Below are 18,902 nucleotides of genomic sequence, written 5' to 3'. Positions count from 1 at the left end.
CAGTCACCCATGATCCGGGGGGGGTGTTGCCACCGGAACCGACTTGGCGGCCGGTGGATCGCTAATAGAGGCACGACCAACGAAGCCATTCGTAACGTGGATGCGACTCCTGCCGCCCCAGACCAGCCAACGCGTCAGTCTCGACACGAGCTACCGGGGGGGTAATCATGATCTTGGAGCAAGAGAGCATCGACGTTTTCCTTGGCCTGGACGTCGGTAAGACCGGTCACCACGCCGTGGCCCTGAACCGGGCCGGGAAGAAGCTCTACGACAAGGCCCTGCCGCAAGACGAAACCAAAATCCGGGACGTCCTCACCAACCTCGGTGGCCACGGGAAAGTCCTGGTCGTCGTGGACCAGCCCGCGACCATCGGCGCGTTGCCCGTCGCGGTCGCCCAGGCCGCCGGAGCAGCCGTAGGCTACCTGCCCGGGCTGGCGATGCGCAGGATCGCGGACCTTCACCCAGGGCAGGCGAAAACCGATGCCCGGGACGCTGCGATCATCGCCGAAGCCGCCCGGTCCATGCCGCATACGCTGCGGTCGGTGGAACTGGACGATGAAACCCTGGCCGAGCTTGGAGTGCTCTGCGGTTTCGATGATGACCTCGCCGGGCAGATCACCGCGACCTCCAACCGGATCCGCGGGCTGCTCACTCAAATCCATCCCGCCCTGGAACGGGCGGTGGGCCCGCATCTGGGCCATCCGGCCGCGGCTGACCTGCTCACCCGCTATCCAACCCCCGTTGCGTTGAAGACCGCCGGCCGCGGACACGTGAAAGCACGGCTGAAGAAGCATGCACCAAGGGCTGCCGAACGCCTCACCGAAGCCATCTTCACCGCCCTCAGTGAGCAGACGGTCGTGGTCGTAGGCACCGGCGCAGCCGCGGTCGTGCTGCCCAAGCTGGCCGAGCAACTCCTGGCCCTGCGCCGGCAGCGCGATGAGATCGCCTCCCAGGTCCAAGCCCTCGTGGAGGCCCACCCTCTTTACGAGGTCCTGACCTCGATGCCCGGCATCGGAGTCAGGACCTGCGCACGGATCCTCACCGAAGTCACCGGCAAGCACTTCGCGTCCGCCGCCCATCTGGCGTCCTACGCTGGAATCGCCCCGGTTACCCGCCGCTCGGGAACCTCGATCCGGGGTGAGCATCCGAGCCGGCGGGGCAACAAGAAACTCAAACGAGCCCTGTTCCTCTCAGCCTTCGCCGCACTGCATCATCCACCGTCCAGGGCGTACTACGACCGCAAACGCGCCGAAGGCAAACGCCACAACCAAGCAATCATTGCCCTCGCCCGGCGCCGCTCCGATGTCCTCTTCGCCATGCTCCGCGACGGCACACTCTATGAAGACCCGGCACCGAAGAACCTGCCTTCAGCTGCTTGACGAAAACCATAGAGGCACCCCCCAGTTCCAGAGCCCTCGAAGCGTCCTGAAGAGACTGAATGACCATCCGCAGAGACGTATCTGATGCGCCTGTTTCCCGCTTCCCTTCCTGTAAATCCAGCTCGGATAATAACAGGCTTACAAGACCTTCAATTTGCATTTCTACTCAATTCTGTTCAACACACTGGGGTCGGGTACCTAGTACTGAAATCCGCCGCCAGGATATCCAAAGTTGGGACCGACGCGTCCGGAAAGGTACTGGGTACCCTCAGGAATCTGGAATTGTGCCAGGTTTTCCATGGTGTTCGCTGAAGGCAAGGCCAACTCACTTCTGGTCGACTGTTGATGTGCGTCAATCTTTACCATTTAAGGCGTAACCCACTGGGAATGGCCGGGGCTTTCATCCAAGGATCCCGATACCTGGCATCGGCTGCGCTGCCTACCACCGCAGTATTTTCTTCACTTATGAATCCACAACAACTAGCCAAGCACTCCACGAAGAACGGGACGACTGGTGGTGACCGAACTGACCAAACTAGTCTTCCGCGCTTATGCGTATTTCTCCAGAAAACGGTCTGCGTATGCCACGTAGTCCCGAGAGGCAGGATCCGGTCTATTTGCCGCTTCACGCTGGTGTTCCCTCACAAAGTCCACCGCTTCCGCCTGCCGGCCGGTCAGCACCAGGGCAATCGGATAGGTCTCCAATGGAAGACCTGGGTTGGGGTTGAAATGTGAGGGCGGCCGCAGCTTCTCGACAACTCCTTCTGGGTCACACAGGGACTCCATAAACGGGATACCCCAACGGACCACATCGTCCAAGACCTCTTCCAGGTGAAAAGGTTCACCCGTGGCATCCCTTACACGCCATTGGGCGCCGTTATGAGGCCCCTTGACCAGCTCGTAACTCAACGGCTGGGACAGCGTCGGCGACACGCTTTTAGGGAGTTGAGGATTCAGCTCCCTAAATACCTGTTCGAGAGGCTTCCAGCGCACCCCCACCACAGGCAGCACGTCGACCGGCCCGGCACCCTGATAGCTCGCAGAGTTCAATCCCAGCCATCCCTGCCAGTCTTTTCCCAGAGGCAGCGTATGAATGGAACGCGACTTACGGAATCCGTGTTGCGTGACGAGTCCATCCCACGCAATGAACAATTCATCCTTCGCTGACATGCAACTCTCCTGTTTGACTATATAGCGGGGTCGTATTTATCGATTTGAACCCGAATTGGCCCAATCCGCCTCCCTGGAATTAGGCCCGCGTCCTCGGCATTTTTCCCCACCGGGATACCGCCTTGTTCCTCAAGTATCGGATACCCAATCCTTTGATTGCCTGTCAGCCTTGCCTCAGGCCCATTCTTGGAATCAATAATGTACATAGTACCGTCGGGCGTCTCCGCCAAGATGTCCGGTCGTACAGGCATGAGTCTGTCGCCCACTTCAACCTTTATCGTTATCTCAGTACCAAGCAGTTTGTCACCGCGCTCAAGCAGGGCAGCGATTGATGCGTTCACTCCCCTTTGCCCTTTGGCTACCAGCTCCGCGCCCCCTCTTTTCGGCGTGGACGTCAGTTGGTCCAAGCGATTCACACCCCCGGACGGACCCGGGACCGGCACCAACCCAGAAACACCACCAGTTCCCGCTGCACGCGCGAGGCCGGCGAGGCTCGGATCTTTCGTTTGAGCCAAATACTCTCCACCCCCGCTGATGGTCCCGTCCACGCCGGCTTCTACAGCACCACGCACCACGGGGTTGTTGAACGCCCTGCCCACCGCTGCGCCCGCACCGAAACCGACCATGCCCAGACCGCCGGAGACCCCGGCCTGGGCCCAGTTCACCTCACCCGTGGTCGCTTTCTGGATCACGACGTCGTCACCGAAACTGATTAGGCCCGCACCGACGAGCTGGCCGCCGGGGACAAACAGCAACGCCGCCCCGCCCACAATCGCGGCCCCGCCGACAACGTACTCCCAGTTGTCCGACATCCAGTCACCGACGGCAGCGAAAGCACCACGGCTGGACGCGTCATAGGCTTTCAGATCCTCATCCGTGAGCGGACGCAGACCGGTAGGATCAGTCGCGTTCAGCGGGTTATTCCCCGCATACGCGTAGGGGTTGCCGTCCCAGCCCGCACCCAGGACCGGGGGAAGCGGGTCCGTGGAGAGGAATCCCCGGGCGGCAGGGTCATACGCCCGCGCACCGAGCCATTCCAGACCGGCAACATCAAGGCCACCGCTACCGGTCAGGCTGATCCCGGCCGGCAAACCGGTGGAAACCCCGGAACCGGATCCGGCACCCATGCCGGACACGGTTCCGGGTTCAGGGATAACCGACGCCCCGAGCACCGCCCACGGATCGGTTTCATCCGTCGGCCGGGCAGCACGCCACCCGGGGGCGATCCAGGCATCCGCAACCCCGGTGACACCACCGGGTAGGTTCAACACCTGCTCGTCGCCGACGCCGGCCGGGGAAGGGATTCCGCTGGCACTGTCCCACCACACCTCGCATCCATCCACAGACGCCAGCTCACCCAGGGCATCCACCCACAACTCGTGCCGGGCGGTCTCGGCCCCGTCCGGGGTGCGGTCCACAGTCCCCTGCAGATACCCGGTCTCACCCCAGGCGTATTCGGTCCAGGCCCCGTCCGGGCCGATCAGTCGTGACCGCCGGCCCAGTCCGTCATAGACGTACTCCGTCCGGGACCCATCCGCATCGGTCACCGACAGCAACTGCCCCGCCGTGTCGCAGGTATAGGTGCGGGGCCCGGCCGGGGTGTATTCGCGGACCAGCCGGCCGCCGTCGTCGTACTCCCACTCCGAGACCTGCGCGGGCGGTGGCCGCAGCGCCGGTTTTCCCCAGGGGCGTGGTGGCTGCAGCAACGAGCTGACCCGCCCCGTCATACCCGTACCGGGTCACCGTGCCAGCCCGGGTCAGCCCGGTGATCCGGCCGTCCTCATCCCGGCCAATCAAGGTCATATCGGCGGAGGCATCCGGGGCTGAACGGTCGGTGCGGCTGTGCTCGGACAGATACCCGTAGCGGTACACCCATTCCTGCACCAGCTCCCCTGCCGTTGCCGACGTCAAACGCCCGGCCGCGTCATGCGTGAACACAGCCTCCCCGAGCCGCGGATTGCGAACGGCCTTCACCCGGCCGACGGCGTCGCGAACGTAGATCGTGGTGGTTCCGGTGGCGTCGGTGAACCCGGTGCGGTGCCCGTCAGCGTCATAGGACCACGACATACCCTGCCCGCCGCGGACAGTTCTGCGCGCAGGAGAAGTACCGGCGAGGGCGCCAATGTGACGCCGACAGGACTACCCGGAAAGGCGCCGCCTACCGAACACTCATTCGCTAATTCCTCCCTTAGCGATCTCGACGATAGGACCGGATTCGGTAGCGAAAAGTCCATCGCCGGCATTCTGCAAGTCATTACTCGGTTCACTTGGGATTCAATCCTAAGGCTTCACATAACTGTTCGGCAGGCAGGGTTCTGAATACGCCGGGACTGGTCATCTACATTAGCGGTCCGCGACAAAAGCACCGAGAGCATGCATTAATTCGTGATATTCGGTGGTCAGGGGAAGGTCCGCTGAACCATCCTTTTTTGCGACATATCGATCCGGAATGCTGCCACTGCCTTGGTACGTGAAGGTTTCTCTAATCCAATCTCGGGTTGCGGCAACGGCTGGCTCCGACTTGTCGCAATCCAGCTTTTTCGCTTCTTCCTTATAGCCTTGACCCAACTCGGGGAGGCCTACTAGCGAAAGTAATTCAGCGAATCTGGACATGTTACGCACCACACTGTCCAAGTTGTCTGCCATGTTTACTCCAATCTCCATGTATCGATGACTTCACCCTTTTTCCACGACTCCTTGATATGAACCTGAGGAGTACCGCCTGGATAGATCCTTCCATCAGCCGCTGTCTGCGGGGCAACGGCTCCTTCATAAACAGCGGTTCCCGCGGGGAAACGGACCTTAAAAGCACTGTCGATGGGACCGTTGCCCCCAGCGCCGGGCTGGGTCTGCCGGGGGCCGGAGGCAGCTGTAGCTTGGGGAAAGCTCGGTGCCGGTTCGCGCTGGTCGGTCGGCCGTGGTTCCTCTCCCCCGAACCAATCACCGATCTCCTCCAGCCAAGTGCGGTTGTTATGCCGCCAGACCCATTCATTGTTCTGCCGACGGCGCTCGTCTTCCTTACGTCCGGCCTCGATCATTGTTCCTACAAAACCGGCGACGTCCCGCAACGCGTCTGCCAGCGCCTTGGCGTCGTAGGCCGCAGTCGTAGCGTTGTCTTGGAATATCTCCGAGAAACGTCCCGTGAAGTCCTCTTTGGCTGCGGATACGATTGACGTCCGGGAACCGCCCTGCTCGTCCAGCTGTGCCGCCGCCGACTCAAACCCGGCTTTCATTGCCCCCGCAACGCCGTATTCAAACCGGCCCCTGGAATCATGCGACAACAACGGCACTTCAACGTAATCGGTCACAACAAATGCCCCCCACTGGACAAGAAAAGAACTAAGACAAGATAGTGCAACAGCCGGGCAGCCGTCCGCTCAGGAGCGGAGCGGCTACCCGGCTGTCACACGAGAAATCAGTCAGGAATGAACCCGACTACGCGCCGCCGCCGGCGGAGAAAATGTTCTGCGAGATCTTGTCCAACTGCGTGCGCAGCTGTTCCAGTTCTTCCCGGGCCTTGTCCAGGGCAGCCTTCGTTTCAGGCCATGTTGAACCACGGAACTGAGCTGCCAGCGGGCCATCCCAGACGTTCGGATCCGACAAGAGCTTGCCCTGCGCATCAAGCGCCGAGATCTGATCGGTGAAACCACCATTAACGATGGACTGGACCTGCTGGATGGCTGACTTGGCCTGCTCAGTAGACAACACGCGTGACATATAGATTCCCCCATTTGTGAAAGCTGTTTCTTCGCCGAAGTAATAGTCGGCAACCGGACGAGGGTGACGCTATCAACACCACTGCCATAAATCCACAGTAAAACCAAGACAATGTGCCGCTGTTAGCCTCCGTGGGACGGTGCTATTAGCCAACAGCCACAGCGTGCTTATGCGCCGGGTATTACTGGCTGAAGGCGGAAATGCCAGTAATGGCCCGTCCAATCAGCAACGTTTGCACGGAATCGGTGCCCTCATAGGTGGACGTCCTCACGGACCGCGAAGTCCTCCAGCGCAGCCCGGATTTCCCGCAGTACGGTTTTGCTCAGCGCGTTGCGGGCTTCCGGCCGGTTGATGTTGATGGTGCCGAGAAGACCCCGACCTCGGCCGGGATGGTTTCGCATCCCATGCCCGCCCCCTACCGGAACGCCGGTGAGCCTGTGATGTGCTGGCCCAGGATCAGGGTGTGCACCTCATCGGTGCCTTCGTAGGTGCGCACCGATTCCAGGTTGTTCGCGTGCCGCAGCGGCGAGTAGTCCAGTGTGATGCCGTTGCCGCCCAGGATGGTGCGGGCCTCCCGGCAGATGGTTATCGCCTCGCGGCAGTTGTTCAGCTTGCCCACGGAGATCTGCACCGGCTGCAGGGTGCCGGCGTCCTTCATCCGCCCGGTGTGGATGGCCAGCAGGGTGCCCTTCTGGATTTCCAGCAGCATGTTGACCAGTTTTTCCTGGGTCAGCTGGTAGGCCGCCAGCGGCTTGTCGAACTGCATCCGCTGCAGCGAGTACTTCAGGGCTTCCTCATAGCTGTCGCGGGCCGCGCCCATGGAACCCCAGATGATGCCGTACCGGGCTTCATTCAGGCAGGAGAACGGTCCACGCAGGCCCTTGGCCCCGGGCAGCCGGGCGGTATCGGGCAGCCGGATGTCCTCGAAGGTGAGGTCGCACTGGATAGAGGCGCGCATCGAGAGCTTCGGCTCGATCGGGACCGCAGTGAAGCCGGGGCTGTCGGTCGGAACCAGGAAGCCGCGCACCCCCTCGTCGGTGGCCGCCCAGATCACCGCGATCTGCGCGATGGACGCCAGCCCGATCCAGCGCTTGACACCGTTGAGGACCCAGCCGTCGCCGTCGCGCACTGCCGTGGTCTGCATACTGGACGGATCCGAACCGGCCGTGGGCTCGGTCAACCCGAAGCAGCCGATGATTTCGCCCTTCGCCATGCCCGGCAGGTACGTGTTTTTCTGCTCCTCCGAGCCCCATTTGTGAACGGCGCTCATCGCCAGGGAACCCTGGACGGACACGAAGGTGCGCAGCCCCGAGTCACCGGCTTCCAGTTCCATCGCGGCGATGCCGTACTCCACCGCGGAGCGGCCGGGGCAGCCGTAGCCCTGCAGGTGCATGCCCAGCAGGCCCAGCTCCCCCAATTCGCGGGCGATCTCCACCGGGAAGTGCGCGTCCTCGTACCAGGCCTTGATGTTGGGCTTGATCCTGTCGCGGACAAAACCGCGGACGACGTCGCGCAGCTCAAGTTCCTGGGCGCTCAGCAGCCCGTCCAGATTCAACACGTCCGAGGTGGCCAGCGGATCAGTGTCGGGCTCGACGGTTGCGGCCGCAAGGTTTTCGGCATTCACGGGGGTGGTGCTGTTCACAGGGTTCCTCCTCGGGCGGCGCCGGACTCAACGCTCTGGATCCTATCCCTGGCCTGCGTCACTTCCGCATTCCGTGGCAGCAGCTCCACCAACAGCCGGCCGACTTCCAGGGGCCGGGCATACGTGCCCACCAGAATCCGGTCCACCCCCTCTGCCGTGGTACCCCAGGTGCGGATGCCGCGGCGCATCGATTCCACCAGGCGGTTGCCGTCGACATCGATGCACACCTGGTTCGGCTCAATGATGAAGTCCGGCGGCCGGTCCGGGTCCGAGGCGACGGAATAGGCGCCGGGACCGCGCACTACGACGACGTCGCCCGCCGAGGCATGCGCCGCGGCCCATTCCGTGGTGACGGTGCAGCTGCCGGCTTGGACCGGCATCACCGTCAGCAGGGATTCATCGGCCACCCGGATGGACCAGTCACTGTCCAGTTCCAGGCGCAGCACAAACGCGCCCCGGGCCCGCGGGCCCTCAACCAGCGCCTCCAAAGCATCCATGCTCATCGCTCCTGCCGAAATCCCTGCGGTGGTGATGCTGGCGCCGCCACCCGCCGCTACCAGCGCTGATCCGCCGCCGATCCGCCGCCGATCCGCCGCCGATCCGCCAGCGAGAGTACAGGTACGGCGAGTATCCGCACATTTACCACCCGACCAGCCAGCGAGAGTTCAGGTACGGCGGCCTCGAGCACTTTTATGTCGCCAGATCTGCACTGTGGATAGGCCGAAACCGCCAGATCTGCTCTCTCAACGTTCGAACCCGCTTCGCCGGAATAAACCTCGACTCCGAAGATGCTGGACGAAACATCGGCCCCGCCCCAGGTTAGGCCGCCGGACAGGGTGCCTCGCGGTGACCTGCATGCCAGGCGCAGTCAGCGCCCTGTGGCCGGCGGATCTGCTGACCGCTGCCACTGGCACCGGGGCCCTGCTCACGGGCGCGTAGGCTCGCGACGGCGTCGATGGTCAAAGTCACAGCGAGCTCCCCTGGTTCCCCATTCACTTTGCGGCTGGAAGGACTAAAATTAAATGATCCGGTTGTGTGAGTGTCCGGCCATCCGGTCCCTATCCGCTCCGTCTCTGTTCCACTCTGGTGATGTAAGTGACTGCCGTGCGTACTGATTCCGCTTTCTCAAGGTCCGTAGCAACCGTTCGCCAACCTTCGCCCGTGCCCTCCCGTGGCCTGCTCATTGACTGGGATCCCGCGACCTACCGGCAGACGCTGGAGCGGTTTGCTAGCGACCGAGCGGTGGCACTCCCCCATCCAGAATCCGAAACGGGCTCTCCGTTTCCCTTCCGCCTCAGAGTCTTGGACGCCGATGTTCCGCCGCCCATCATGCTGCACCCGCACTGGGAGCAGGCGCTGGCGGGTTTCATACGGGAACAGGCCCGGGGCCTGCCGCTGGGCGCCGAAAACCGTAACTACAAGGACCGCCACCCGAAGTGCGAGGTCGCCATAGCCCTCACACCCCTGCGCGTGCTGGCCGGAGAACGGACCACGGAAGAACTTCAGGCCGTCGCTGCCGGGCTGGAACTGCCGTGGCTGCGTTCCTACCTTTCCTTCCGCCATGAGACCGCCATCCACTCCGTACTGCGCATGACGGCTGACGAAACCGCAGCTGCACTGCGGGAGACAGCCGAGGCCGTGGACCGGATCGGGCACGTTGAAGGGCCGGCCGCCGAGGTGGTCGCCGTCGTACGCCAGCTGCAGCAGCAGTTTCCACATGACCGGGGCATCTTGCTGGCAGTCTGCATGAAGCTGATCCAGCTTGACCCTGGGCATGCGGCAGTTATTCCTCCCGGCTGCCTGCATACCTACCTGTCCGGCCAGGCAGTGCTCATTATGGGCATCTCCGATAATGCGCTGCAGGCCGGCTTGACCAAGGAGTACGTCGATCTCTGCGAACTGCAGGATCTGACGGGCCACGGACAGCCGCAGCCTTCTCCCCTGCCCCTGCTCGACGTCGGCGACGGCGAGCAGCGCATTCCGCTCTGGAGCGACGATCTGGACCTGCGGCGGGTGGTCGTAGGCGATGGCCCAAAGGCCGTCCGCGTGGGACCGTTGAGCGTAGCGCTGGCCGCGATAGAACCCGCTTGCATCACCGTGGATGAGTTCACGGTGGATATGAAGCCCGAAGCGAAGATCCTGTACGCCGGGGAGCCGGCAACGGCCACATTCACGGGACCGTCCCAGATCTTCGTGGCCTCAACGCTCTAGGTGCCCTTGAACCTTTGCCCGGCTGAACACGGCTGAAACACGGAAAGACGCCTTTGAGTCAAAGGCGTCTTTCCGTGTTTCGTGCCGTGCGTGGACTAGCCCCTAGGCCTGGCTGAGCTTCTTACCTTTGCGGTACTGCCGCATCGACTTGAAGTAGGCCCCAGACGGGGTCAGGAACAGCAGGACCGCCGCGGCCAAGGTCAAGAGGACAGACACCAGGGTCACCCAGGCCGTCTCGTAGACCGTGATGATGCTGGCGAAGAACTGCACCCGTGTATTCAACGCTGTAAAGACCGTGACAACAATGAGCACTATCCGGGGCCAGCCGTATCCCACTCGGGACAATAGGGCGATCGCCACGAGAATGACGGCGGTAATGATGCCCGGCCACACGTAGCCGGAGATTTGCTCCTCGACCCAGAAGGGTATGTTGGCCTCCCCCAGGGCCTCCCCGATGGTTTCCTTGTGCCCCGCGGAGTTCACCACCGCGATCCCCACCGCAATCCTGACCAGGACCAAAACCGCTGCGGCGACCAGCAGCCAGAAGGCGGTCTCCACGCTCTTGGGTCGGGCCGGAGCCGCCTTGGTGGCTGTCGGCTGGACACCTGTTGAACTATGACTGGCGTCCTGCGCCAATTTCTCGGACATGCTTCCCCCATAAAGCTGAAAGGTTCCGCGGCGGATTCGCCGCGACGGTAAGTAGCCTATCCCGGACGGCACATGCCCTAAGCGCCGGCTCCGGGGGCGGCATCGGGGGGGTCGGAGGCGGTTAGAGTCCGAACCCGCCGTCAGCGGTGAGTACTTGCCCAACAACCTGTGGGCGTGCCCCGCGAGTTAGCTGGCACTCAAGCGTTCCCCGCGTTTGCGTCCGGCCCGGGCAGCTAGGAACAGTAAGGATCCGACCACAATGTAGGCAGCGGCACCGAGCCAGACGGTCGCGCTTTGTTGTGTGAGGAGCGCGATGCTCGCAATGATCGCGAGGACCGGCAGGATTCTGGGGGCGCTGAAGTGGTCGTGGTCGACTTTGTCCTTCTTGAGGACGAGGACGCTGACGTTGGCCGAAAGGAACACCAGGAGCAGGAGCAGCACGGTGGTTTCGGCCAGTGTGGCGACATTTCCGGTGAGGGTAAGGACGATCGTCAATCCGGCAACAACAACAATGGAGACCCAGGGAGTGCGTCGGCCTGGCAGCACGCGCGCGAAGGCCCGAGGGAGCAGTTCTGCTTCCGCCAACCCGTAGCCGACACGGCTGGCCATCACCATGAACAGCAGTGCTCCGTTCGCGATGGCGATCAGGGCAATGATGCTGAATAGTCCGGGCGGGATTCCCACACCGCTGGCGGCGACGACGTCGAGCAGGGGTCCGGTGGAGTCAGCCAGTTCGGCCGGGGGCATGACGATGACCGCACCGAGAGCGATGAGGAGATAGACCAGCCCGGCACTGCAGATAGCGCCGAAGAGTGCGCGGGGGTAGGCCTTGGATGGGTTACGTACTTCCTCGGCCATGTTTGCTGCGGCCTCGAAGCCCAGGAAAGAGAAGAACGCGACGATCGATGCCGCGAAGGCGCCTTGGAACGGCGGTACATCCGGTGCGAACTCAAGGAGCCGGGACGGTTCCCCGTTGCCGGAGGCGAAGACGATGGCGGCGACGACGATGACGATGACGAGACCGGTGACCTCGATTACAGAAGCTACGAGGTTCGCGGCGAGGGACTCCTTGACGCCGCGAAGGTTGATCAGGGTCAGCAGGATGATGAACGCGACCGCCGCGGGGGCGGCTGGCACATCAATGAGCGCGGTGAGGTAATCGCCCGCGAAGGCGTTGGCGAGAGCGGCGGCTGTGGTGATTCCTGAGGCCATCATCAGGAAGCCGACGAGGAATGACACGTAGGGGATGCCAAAAGCCCGGTCCGCATAACGCGCTGCTCCCCCGGCGTGCGGGTATTTGGTGATCAGTTCCGCGTAGGTTGCCGCAGTGAGCAGCGCGACCACCAGTGCGATCAGCAGGGGTATCCAGATGGCGCCACCGACATCGGCTGCCATGGTCCCCACGAGGGTGTAGATGCCGGCGCCGAGGGTGTCGCCCACGATAAACCCGAACAGCAGCGGCGCACCGATTGCCCGCTTGAGCCCGGTTTGTGGTTTTGATGTAGTCGGGCCGGAATCTTTTGTCATTGGGCTATTGGAATTCGTTTGCCGTCCCTGCGCAACCACTTGGGCGAAATACAGTGCACAAAAAGCGTTCAGGCCCGGAGGCGGGCACAAATTACCGTGTCGCGATGTGCGTACAGGGAGCCCGAGCGTGTATATAGGGTGAGGCTGTGAGTGCGGGTACGCCAGCCGACGGCCGTGCGCGGCAAGCCGCCTCGAATCCCCACGACGAAGGACGCCAGTGCCAGACCCCCAGCCGCCCGCCCGCGGACCGTATTCCGCCGTCGCACCGGATCCGCTGGGCCTGGTGCAGCGGCGCACCATGCACGTGCTTGTGTTTATGCAGATCATCGGCACCGTCGGCGTCGGCGTTGCCCCCTCGATCGGTGTGCTGCTGGCCGGCGAAGTCACCGACAGCGAAGCCTGGGCGGGGTTGGCGCGGACGGCCAGCACGCTCGGGGCGGCGCTGCTCGGCCTGCCGCTGGGGAACCTTGCCGCCCGCCGCGGCCGCCGGATCGCCCTGGCCACCGGGTGGTGGACCGCCGCCGCCGGCGCGGCGATCCTGGTCGCGGCGGCCCAATGGAGCCTCGTGGTGCCACTGTTCATCGGTCTGCTGCTGATCGGCGCCGGGTCCGCCGTCAGCCTCCAGGCCCGATTCGCCGCGACCGACCTCGCCGAACCACACCACAAGGGCCGTTCCCTGGCCCTTGTGGTGTGGGTGGGCACCATCGGTTCCGTGCTCGGCCCGAACCTGGGGGTGCCGGGCGAGATCATCCACCGGACCACCGGGCTCTCCGTGTTCGCCGGGGCGTTCCTGGTCGCCGCCGCTTGCCTGGGCCTGGCGGGCGTCATCGTGTTCCTCTGGCTTAAGCCCGACCCGCTGCTGATCCTGCAAGCCAGTGCACCCTCCCCCACGGCACCGGCCGGTAAGAAACGTGCCCCGGTCCGCCGCATCCTGGCCGAACTGCGCATCAACCGGCCGGCGCGCTTCGCCGTGATCGCGATCCTCTCCGCCCAGGTGGTGATGGTTTCGATCATGACGATGACCCCGGTGCACCTTGCGCACCAGGGCGGATCGATTACGGTCATCGGCATCACGATCAGCCTGCACATCGCCGGTATGTACGCGCTGGCGCCCCTGGTCGGATTTATTGTGGACCGCTATGGGCACAGACCCAGCATCGTGGGAGGGATCCTGGTGTTCGCGGCCTCCGCGGCCGTCGGCGCCCTCCGGCCCTCGGACACGGGCTGGATCATGGTGTCGCTGTTCCTGTTGGGTGTCGGCTGGTCCTTCGTTAATGTTGCCGGATCCGCACTGTTCAGCAAGGTCGTCTCGGCGGAGACCCGTGCGTCATCGCAGGGCGGCGTCGACGCCCTCGCGAACCTGTGCGGCGCCGTAGCGGCCTTTGCCGCCGGCCCGCTGCTGGCCGCCAGCAGCTTCCCGGCACTTTCGGTCCTCGCCACTGCGGTCCTGCTTCCGCTCGCCGTGCTCACCGTACGGCGGCGGCACACGGGTACGGTCTGAACCGGGCTGGACCACGGCTCAGCCCCCACATCGACACCTCCGGCGCCTACGGTCCACACATGACCAATCAAATAAACCTGATGTGAGATGCTCATGCCCATGACCGCCCCAACACGCCTTCGCCTCGCAGAAGTCAGTGATCTGCCCTTTATCTTCCGTCAAGAGCGGGAGTACATGGAGACGATCGAGCCGGATGCGCACCAGGGGTGGATGGCGGCTCTGGACCTGAACCTCGCGTTCTGGATCGACTGCCTTCCCCACACGCTGTTCTGCATCGATACAGACGGGCACCCACTCGGGTACGCCATGTGGAGTCTGGACGGTGACGCTGCAACGCTGGTCTCGATCAATGTTCTCGGCAGCCGTCGTCGCCAGGAACTCGGGCGGCTCCTCCTTGATGCGTTCGAAGAGCGGGCCCGCCCAAGCGGAGCCCGGATTGCGGAGCTTGGCGTTCACCGAACCAACCAGGCACGCCTGCTCTACCAGGGTGCTGGCTATGAGACCACGGGGCAGGACGGCGATTATGTGCTGTTCGCCAAGGCCCTCAGGTAATCCTGACGCCGGCAGAATACGCGGATTGCTCGGATGTTAATGGCGGCGACTGTTCTACGTTGCGAACAGATCTCGACGCGGCGCCGCCCGGTCGCGGACGTAGAACCAGATCCGGCCTCCGTTGTTCAATTCGTGCGGCCGCTTCCGGCGTATCTTTCCGGCGCGGGCGCGTCGTCCGGGCTGCAAAGAAACATATGGGGCAGACTGTTTCCGAACAACTGGATGCGGTGCAGGGATGCCTAAGTCCAGGCAAAACTCATCGGATGGGGCCGGTTATGACAGCAGAGGGCAAGACACCGTTTAACGGGCAGGAGCCTGGACCGCACCGGAATCCAGATGTGCAGGACGTGCGGCCAGCAGATCCGGGCCAAGTACCTCCTGTAACCGACCCCAAACAGACACGATTCAGTGCCGCAGCCATAACGGGAATGGTGCTCGCGTCGATCGGCTGGGCAATCGCCTTCCGCCCCCTGACTGACCATCTCTCCTCCTACCTGCTCTGGCGCAACGACTTTTCTTTCTATGACTTCTTCGCGTTTGCGGGCCTGACCGCCCTGCTTGGAGGAGTAACGGGATTCATCGTGGCGCTCGCCACGGGGAACAAAAGACTCGCCGCCCGCCTCTACATCATTCCGTCCCTGATCTGGCAGGGAGTGGTCTCGGCTTTCTTTATCCTGCTGATCATCGCTCTATCCAGTTATGACGGCACCTAGGGACAATTCCTCCTACCCGCCCCGAAACCGGCCCACGCCGGCAGGTGGGCGCCCGCTGACCCTCTCCCGCTAATTTCTTATAGCGTCAACGCCTGCAGGCTGCCCTGGCCCGGGCCTTGATCGCCAGGATGACTTCGGTCTTGGCATCGGCATAGTCATTCATGTCGCCCCATTGCTTATCGAGCAAAGTTCTCTTGGTCCTTTCGTAGAGGACACGGTCGTCTACGTTGCGACGCAAATGATTGCGAAGAAGCAGATACTCGCCGATTGCAGGATCATCTCGTTCGTAGAGATGAACGTGAACATCGCGTTCCGGGGTACGTACCAGCCGGTGCCGTGGTTCCCGGACCCGGCTGGTACGCACCTGGAGCATCCCATATACGGAGGACCCGTCAGCGGGCAAACTCGTCAGTCGCCTGCGCTCGGCGGCAGATCATCTCGTTCAGCTCTCACCGACACAGTGTCGAGTCGGGGATCGTTAATCAGCTGCCGAAAGACGGGTTGCTCGGCGGCCACGATCAACGAGTCCGGGTATAGCCGACCACCCCATGCGAGACGACGTTCGGCATCCCACGCGAACTCCGGGATTGTTCGTCCGGCCTTCACATCTTCACGACGGAGGCGTGCCTGAAGGTATTCCTCCCCGAACACGCGCCTGGGCGAGCTGGTGTGGGGTGCTTCGCCGTAGCCCATCCAACGGAGACACTGGAGCTCGGCAGCGCCAATCGCATCACGAAGGGCGTTCGCGGTTTCTTCATCCAACACGCCCATGCAGGAGACGAGACCGCGAACGGAAGGCAGTTCCTCGGCGATGCCTGCGGTCGCTTCAAACCAGTCCAGCGAGGCAGAATGATCCTCTACCGAGACGTACCGGGACCATCGCACAATGTTGTTGCCGTCATCGAGAGTGGGGTCTCGAAAGGGAAGGTAAAGGCGCAGCATCGATAGGCCACGATGCGTTGAGGGGATGAACTCGCGCGCGTGAGTGGCCCATCCTGACTCTTCCAAACCCGTGCCTTCCTCGGCCATCCTGAAATCCTAGCTGGGCGGGTGTGTCCTGATCGACGTCCATGCACAGTCATCCCAATGCCACGAAATAGAGCTGTATATTTCTGTTCCGCCCCGTGTTGGGAGGTGAACAATTGAGACGGTGCTCCTGGGTCTAAGTATTGAGGCAGTACGGTTTGCAGTCCTAATGGTGCTGTCCCGGGCGGTCCTTGTTTAGGAAGCGGGCAACTCGTTGGCGGCGAGTTCTCCGGTCAGTTCCATGCAACGCAGGCGGGCCGGGGAGTAATCGTAGGGCATCATTCCAATAGCCTCGATGAGGCTCACGCACTTTTCCCCGCTGCCAGCGTCCTGGCCGCCGGCCCCGTCCGCAATTTCAGCGCCGGCGGGGTGCAGAGCATCCCAGGAATCAAAAAGCGCATTGTCGCTCTGCGCCTGGCCGGAATTGTTGATGGCGGCGTCCAGCTTCAGCTCGAAGGCGTGCCGTTCGGCAGCGGCTTGCGCCACGCGGGGGTCGTCGGCGGCGACCGTGTCATCGAGTGCGTCCTCGGCGGCCTCGACGCGGTCGGACTCCTCCCGCAGACCCGGGTGAGTGGCCAGGACGATATAACGGCCGGCATTGACGGCCGCACCGAGTGGCCCGAAGAACCGCTCCATGACCAGCAGGTTGTCCAGGTCCGTCTGGCGCAGTGAGCCCTCGGGCAGGCCCTTGAGGCGGCCGGCTACGAGGTCGGAGAGTAGACCCATCCGGCCCTCCAAGGTGCGCATGCGCTGTACGACGGCGGTTTCGCGGCCGCTGTCGACACCAGCAGGAGCCGCGTCAGCAAGGACTTCACGAATGTCGTCCATGGCGATCCCGGCGTCGACCATCTTGTGGATCCACAGCAGCCGGATCATGTCCTCGTAGCCGTATCGGCGGTGGCCGTCGCTGCCCCGTTCGGGCTCGGGAAGCAGACCATTCTCGTGGTAGCCACCGATCGCTTCCGGTGTGGTGCCAACGAATTGTGCCGCGTCACCGATTTCGATCTGACGCGGCGGCAGCGGGATAAGGGATGATTCCATGTGCGGGGCCTTCCATCGCGGGGCGGGACGTCGCGCCCAAGTCGGGCTCCTTGACGCTGCGGACGGTGCAATTTTGCATCACCCTACCGCGTTCGAATCGAGCCGCCCAAAAGGCATCGTCGAACGGCACACTGTGACCCGACGCCGAGAAGTACAGCTCGTTGAGAGGGACGCTTCCACTCCCCACTTTCCATGGCCCGGCGCCATGCTCGCAATCGTCGCTCCACCATACGTAGAGAAGCCACACCGCCATGCCCCAAAGGAGTACCGCCAAGATGATCCGGCAGCGAACGCCGGGCGGCGACGCCCGGTTGCACTTGTCTCAACCTTCAGAGGGGGCTACGGCGAGAGCTGCTGCTCCAACGTGCCGGCTGCCGCGCGGCCGCGTCGGTACTCCAGAACGGAGCACGTTAGGAAAGCAGAAGCAGCCAGGACCATGACGAGGATCGACACCGGCCTCCACCATTCCGGCAGCTTCTCAGCGAGCATCATCGTGCCCACCCCGATAACAATCGAGACCCCAAACAGGTAGCGACTCCATGCAGTCATATCCACAGCCTAACCGCCGCAGTGATTCTGAGATGAGGCACCCGAAAGCCGATCCTTCACTGCTATACCCTCCTCAGACGGCGGTTTTGCGCGTAAGGACCACTGACCGGTCATGGACGTAGAACCAGATCCGGGCTCCGTTGCTCCATTCGTACTGTCGCCACGCGAGTTCGCCCGCATCATGGGTCGTTCCTAAAGGGATCCATCAGAGCGGCGCGCCTGCCCACGGGCGGGGCGGCTACTCGGCAGAGTCCACCTCCTCAGCAAGGCCGGCGGCCCCCGACCCGCCTGAAGAAAACGACGTCCTTCGAAGAGCGGCAATGACCTGCAGGACAGCGGTCCGGTGCAGGGCTTCCGGCCGGCAGAGGATGTCAACGCGCCTTGCCAGCGGTAGATCATGGATTGGTTTGAGCACGATTCCGCTGCCAGACGGTGGAGCCGCGGTGTGGCGGGGCATCAGTGCGATGGCGGGGCCGGCGGAGACGATCGCCGCCGCGATGAAGAATTCGTTGATCCGGTGCGTGACGTTGAGGGGTTGACCGGAGTGAACGGCAATTGCTTGCAGAGCATGCATGAGCGGAAATCCATCGTGGACGGACACCCATTCTTCATCGATGAGGTCGGCGATGCTGACGCTCGGCGCGTTGGCGAGGCGGTGCCGGTCTGACATGGCGACGTCCAGCGGTTCGCGCACCAGTGGCAGGACGGTGGTTGTTTCGGGCCAGGGCGTACTGTGCTCAAGGCGGTGCGCGATGACCAGATCGTAGTCGGCAGTCAGGGCAGGGAAGTCTTCCTGTCCCACATCCTGGTCGTAGCAGATCAGCCGCGGACTCCCATCACCGGATAGGTCTTGAAGCAGGGGGCCGAAGTACGTCAGGCCCGCGCTGTTGAACGCGCAGAGACTCACTGCTGCCCGGGGATCTTGGAGGTATTGGCTGACAGCCTGCTCGGCCGAGCGCATCGCGACGCTGACATCGACGGCAGCTCGGGCCAAGGCCTGGCCGGCACCGGTCAGGACAAGGGTCCGTCCCCGTCGCTCAGTTAGAGGAACCTCGACCCGACGCTGCAGCGCCGTGAGCTGCTGCGACACAGCTGACGCAGAGACATGGAGCGCGCGGGCGACGGCGGCAAGGCTGCCTCGTTCGCCCAACTCCCGAAGTAGCCGCAACTGATGGAGATCCATAAGGCAAATCTAAACTAATAGTTCACCAAGTGCCCTCTCGTCT

Annotated in this window: 21 protein-coding genes; 5 read left to right on the top strand and 16 right to left on the bottom strand. The window is 63.1% G+C overall.

The genetic code is table 11. From position 1 onward, the window contains the following. Window positions 1–167 precede the first annotated feature (167 nt). Complete coding sequence (locus KKR91_RS07955; RefSeq protein ID WP_210228458.1) at window positions 168–1,379, top strand: IS110 family RNA-guided transposase; 1,212 nt, start codon at window positions 168–170, stop codon at window positions 1,377–1,379. A 549-nt stretch (window positions 1,380–1,928) separates the two neighbouring features. Here KKR91_RS07955 and KKR91_RS07945 read toward each other — a convergent pair. The 9 genes from KKR91_RS07945 to KKR91_RS07900 form a co-directional block, all read right to left on the bottom strand. Next, window positions 1,929–2,549, bottom strand: a complete 621-nt coding sequence (locus KKR91_RS07945) for an SET domain-containing protein (RefSeq protein ID WP_210228455.1) — start codon at window positions 2,547–2,549, stop codon at window positions 1,929–1,931. Between the two features lie 17 nt (window positions 2,550–2,566). After that, a complete protein-coding gene (locus KKR91_RS07940) occupies window positions 2,567–4,096 on the bottom strand; it encodes an RHS repeat-associated core domain-containing protein (protein WP_237687542.1) in 1,530 nt (509 codons plus the stop codon). Continuing rightward, on the bottom strand, window positions 4,056–4,616 hold the full coding sequence (locus KKR91_RS17005; RefSeq protein ID WP_237687541.1) for an RHS repeat domain-containing protein: 561 nt from the start codon (window positions 4,614–4,616) through the stop codon (window positions 4,056–4,058). The genes KKR91_RS07940 and KKR91_RS17005 overlap by 41 nt, the downstream gene beginning before the upstream one ends. 276 nt (window positions 4,617–4,892) lie before the next feature. After that, the gene (locus KKR91_RS07925) at window positions 4,893–5,195 is read right to left on the bottom strand and encodes a hypothetical protein (protein WP_210228451.1); all 303 of its coding nucleotides are present in this window, start codon (window positions 5,193–5,195) and stop codon (window positions 4,893–4,895) included. Window positions 5,196–5,197: 2 nt separating this feature from the next. Continuing rightward, the gene (locus KKR91_RS07920; RefSeq protein WP_210228449.1) at window positions 5,198–5,857 is read right to left on the bottom strand and encodes a hypothetical protein; all 660 of its coding nucleotides are present in this window, start codon (window positions 5,855–5,857) and stop codon (window positions 5,198–5,200) included. A gap of 127 nt (window positions 5,858–5,984) precedes the next feature. Continuing rightward, window positions 5,985–6,266, bottom strand: coding sequence for a pyrophosphorylase (locus KKR91_RS07915; protein WP_210228447.1), 282 nt, complete (start codon window positions 6,264–6,266; stop codon window positions 5,985–5,987). Window positions 6,267–6,517: 251 nt separating this feature from the next. Next, window positions 6,518–6,667 (bottom strand): hypothetical protein, encoded by a 150-nt coding sequence (locus tag KKR91_RS07910; protein ID WP_210228446.1) that lies wholly within the window; start codon window positions 6,665–6,667, stop codon window positions 6,518–6,520. A 14-nt stretch (window positions 6,668–6,681) separates the two neighbouring features. After that, complete coding sequence (locus KKR91_RS07905; protein ID WP_210229688.1) at window positions 6,682–7,839, bottom strand: acyl-CoA dehydrogenase family protein; 1,158 nt, start codon at window positions 7,837–7,839, stop codon at window positions 6,682–6,684. Window positions 7,840–7,904: 65 nt separating this feature from the next. After that, window positions 7,905–8,411 carry a cupin domain-containing protein gene (locus KKR91_RS07900; protein WP_210228444.1) on the bottom strand — a complete coding sequence of 169 codons (507 nt, stop codon included), beginning with the start codon at window positions 8,409–8,411 and terminating at the stop codon, window positions 7,905–7,907. Between the two features lie 592 nt (window positions 8,412–9,003). On the opposite strand from KKR91_RS07900, the gene KKR91_RS07895 reads away from it, so the two are divergent. Beyond that, window positions 9,004–10,119, top strand: a complete 1,116-nt coding sequence (locus KKR91_RS07895; RefSeq protein ID WP_337925357.1) for a type I phosphomannose isomerase catalytic subunit — start codon at window positions 9,004–9,006, stop codon at window positions 10,117–10,119. Window positions 10,120–10,221: 102 nt separating this feature from the next. Here KKR91_RS07895 and KKR91_RS07890 read toward each other — a convergent pair whose 3' ends face one another. After that, window positions 10,222–10,767, bottom strand: a complete 546-nt coding sequence (locus KKR91_RS07890; RefSeq protein ID WP_210228440.1) for a hypothetical protein — start codon at window positions 10,765–10,767, stop codon at window positions 10,222–10,224. 186 nt (window positions 10,768–10,953) lie between these two features. Further along, complete coding sequence (locus KKR91_RS07885; protein ID WP_210228438.1) at window positions 10,954–12,294, bottom strand: APC family permease; 1,341 nt, start codon at window positions 12,292–12,294, stop codon at window positions 10,954–10,956. A gap of 217 nt (window positions 12,295–12,511) precedes the next feature. Between KKR91_RS07885 and KKR91_RS07880 the strand changes: the two genes are divergently transcribed. The 3 genes from KKR91_RS07880 (at window position 12,512) to KKR91_RS07870 (ending at window position 15,060) form a co-directional block, all read left to right on the top strand. Beyond that, the gene (locus KKR91_RS07880; protein WP_237687540.1) at window positions 12,512–13,795 is read left to right on the top strand and encodes an MFS transporter; all 1,284 of its coding nucleotides are present in this window, start codon (window positions 12,512–12,514) and stop codon (window positions 13,793–13,795) included. A gap of 99 nt (window positions 13,796–13,894) precedes the next feature. Next, window positions 13,895–14,347 (top strand): GNAT family N-acetyltransferase, encoded by a 453-nt coding sequence (locus KKR91_RS07875; protein WP_210228435.1) that lies wholly within the window; start codon window positions 13,895–13,897, stop codon window positions 14,345–14,347. Window positions 14,348–14,622: 275 nt separating this feature from the next. Next, on the top strand, window positions 14,623–15,060 hold the full coding sequence (locus KKR91_RS07870; protein ID WP_210228433.1) for a secretory carrier-associated membrane protein: 438 nt from the start codon (window positions 14,623–14,625) through the stop codon (window positions 15,058–15,060). An 85-nt stretch (window positions 15,061–15,145) separates the two neighbouring features. Here the strand turns inward: KKR91_RS07870 and KKR91_RS07865 are convergent, their stop codons facing one another. From KKR91_RS07865 to KKR91_RS07845, 5 genes are all read right to left on the bottom strand, one after another. Next, window positions 15,146–15,433, bottom strand: a complete 288-nt coding sequence (locus KKR91_RS07865) for a GrpB family protein (protein WP_210228431.1) — start codon at window positions 15,431–15,433, stop codon at window positions 15,146–15,148. 35 nt (window positions 15,434–15,468) lie between these two features. Next, window positions 15,469–16,089, bottom strand: a complete 621-nt coding sequence (locus KKR91_RS07860) for a hypothetical protein (RefSeq protein ID WP_210228429.1) — start codon at window positions 16,087–16,089, stop codon at window positions 15,469–15,471. A gap of 192 nt (window positions 16,090–16,281) precedes the next feature. Further along, window positions 16,282–17,127 (bottom strand): MerR family transcriptional regulator, encoded by an 846-nt coding sequence (locus tag KKR91_RS07855; protein ID WP_210228427.1) that lies wholly within the window; start codon window positions 17,125–17,127, stop codon window positions 16,282–16,284. A gap of 339 nt (window positions 17,128–17,466) precedes the next feature. Continuing rightward, window positions 17,467–17,676 carry a hypothetical protein gene (locus tag KKR91_RS07850; protein WP_210228425.1) on the bottom strand — a complete coding sequence of 70 codons (210 nt, stop codon included), beginning with the start codon at window positions 17,674–17,676 and terminating at the stop codon, window positions 17,467–17,469. A 238-nt stretch (window positions 17,677–17,914) separates the two neighbouring features. After that, window positions 17,915–18,859: a LysR family transcriptional regulator gene (locus KKR91_RS07845; protein WP_210228423.1), complete on the bottom strand. Its 945-nt coding sequence runs from the start codon at window positions 18,857–18,859 to the stop codon at window positions 17,915–17,917. Window positions 18,860–18,902: the final 43 nt, after the last annotated feature.

It is taken from the genome of Arthrobacter jiangjiafuii (assembly GCF_018622995.1).
GTDB classification, from domain to species: Bacteria; Actinomycetota; Actinomycetes; order Actinomycetales; family Micrococcaceae; genus Arthrobacter_B; species Arthrobacter_B jiangjiafuii.
The sequence above is the reverse complement of the archived record's forward strand: the minus strand, read 5'-3'. Positions and strand labels throughout refer to the sequence as shown.

Coding starts and splice junctions, on each gene's coding strand:
- KKR91_RS07945 (WP_210228455.1), bottom strand. CDS start 2,549: ATGTCAGCGAAGGATGAATTGTTCATTGCGTGGGATGGACTCGTCACG.
- KKR91_RS07845 (WP_210228423.1), bottom strand. CDS start 18,859: ATGGATCTCCATCAGTTGCGGCTACTTCGGGAGTTGGGCGAACGAGGC.
- KKR91_RS07900 (WP_210228444.1), bottom strand. CDS start 8,411: ATGAGCATGGATGCTTTGGAGGCGCTGGTTGAGGGCCCGCGGGCCCGG.
- KKR91_RS07890 (WP_210228440.1), bottom strand. CDS start 10,767: ATGTCCGAGAAATTGGCGCAGGACGCCAGTCATAGTTCAACAGGTGTC.
- KKR91_RS07855 (WP_210228427.1), bottom strand. CDS start 17,127: ATGGAATCATCCCTTATCCCGCTGCCGCCGCGTCAGATCGAAATCGGT.
- KKR91_RS07865 (WP_210228431.1), bottom strand. CDS start 15,433: ATGCTCCAGGTGCGTACCAGCCGGGTCCGGGAACCACGGCACCGGCTG.
- KKR91_RS07875 (WP_210228435.1), top strand. CDS start 13,895: ATGACCGCCCCAACACGCCTTCGCCTCGCAGAAGTCAGTGATCTGCCC.
- KKR91_RS17005 (WP_237687541.1), bottom strand. CDS start 4,616: ATGTCGTGGTCCTATGACGCTGACGGGCACCGCACCGGGTTCACCGAC.
- KKR91_RS07850 (WP_210228425.1), bottom strand. CDS start 17,676: ATGACTGCATGGAGTCGCTACCTGTTTGGGGTCTCGATTGTTATCGGG.
- KKR91_RS07860 (WP_210228429.1), bottom strand. CDS start 16,089: ATGGCCGAGGAAGGCACGGGTTTGGAAGAGTCAGGATGGGCCACTCAC.
- KKR91_RS07955 (WP_210228458.1), top strand. CDS start 168: ATGATCTTGGAGCAAGAGAGCATCGACGTTTTCCTTGGCCTGGACGTC.
- KKR91_RS07925 (WP_210228451.1), bottom strand. CDS start 5,195: ATGGCAGACAACTTGGACAGTGTGGTGCGTAACATGTCCAGATTCGCT.
- KKR91_RS07910 (WP_210228446.1), bottom strand. CDS start 6,667: ATGCGAAACCATCCCGGCCGAGGTCGGGGTCTTCTCGGCACCATCAAC.
- KKR91_RS07915 (WP_210228447.1), bottom strand. CDS start 6,266: ATGTCACGCGTGTTGTCTACTGAGCAGGCCAAGTCAGCCATCCAGCAG.
- KKR91_RS07885 (WP_210228438.1), bottom strand. CDS start 12,294: ATGACAAAAGATTCCGGCCCGACTACATCAAAACCACAAACCGGGCTC.
- KKR91_RS07870 (WP_210228433.1), top strand. CDS start 14,623: ATGACAGCAGAGGGCAAGACACCGTTTAACGGGCAGGAGCCTGGACCG.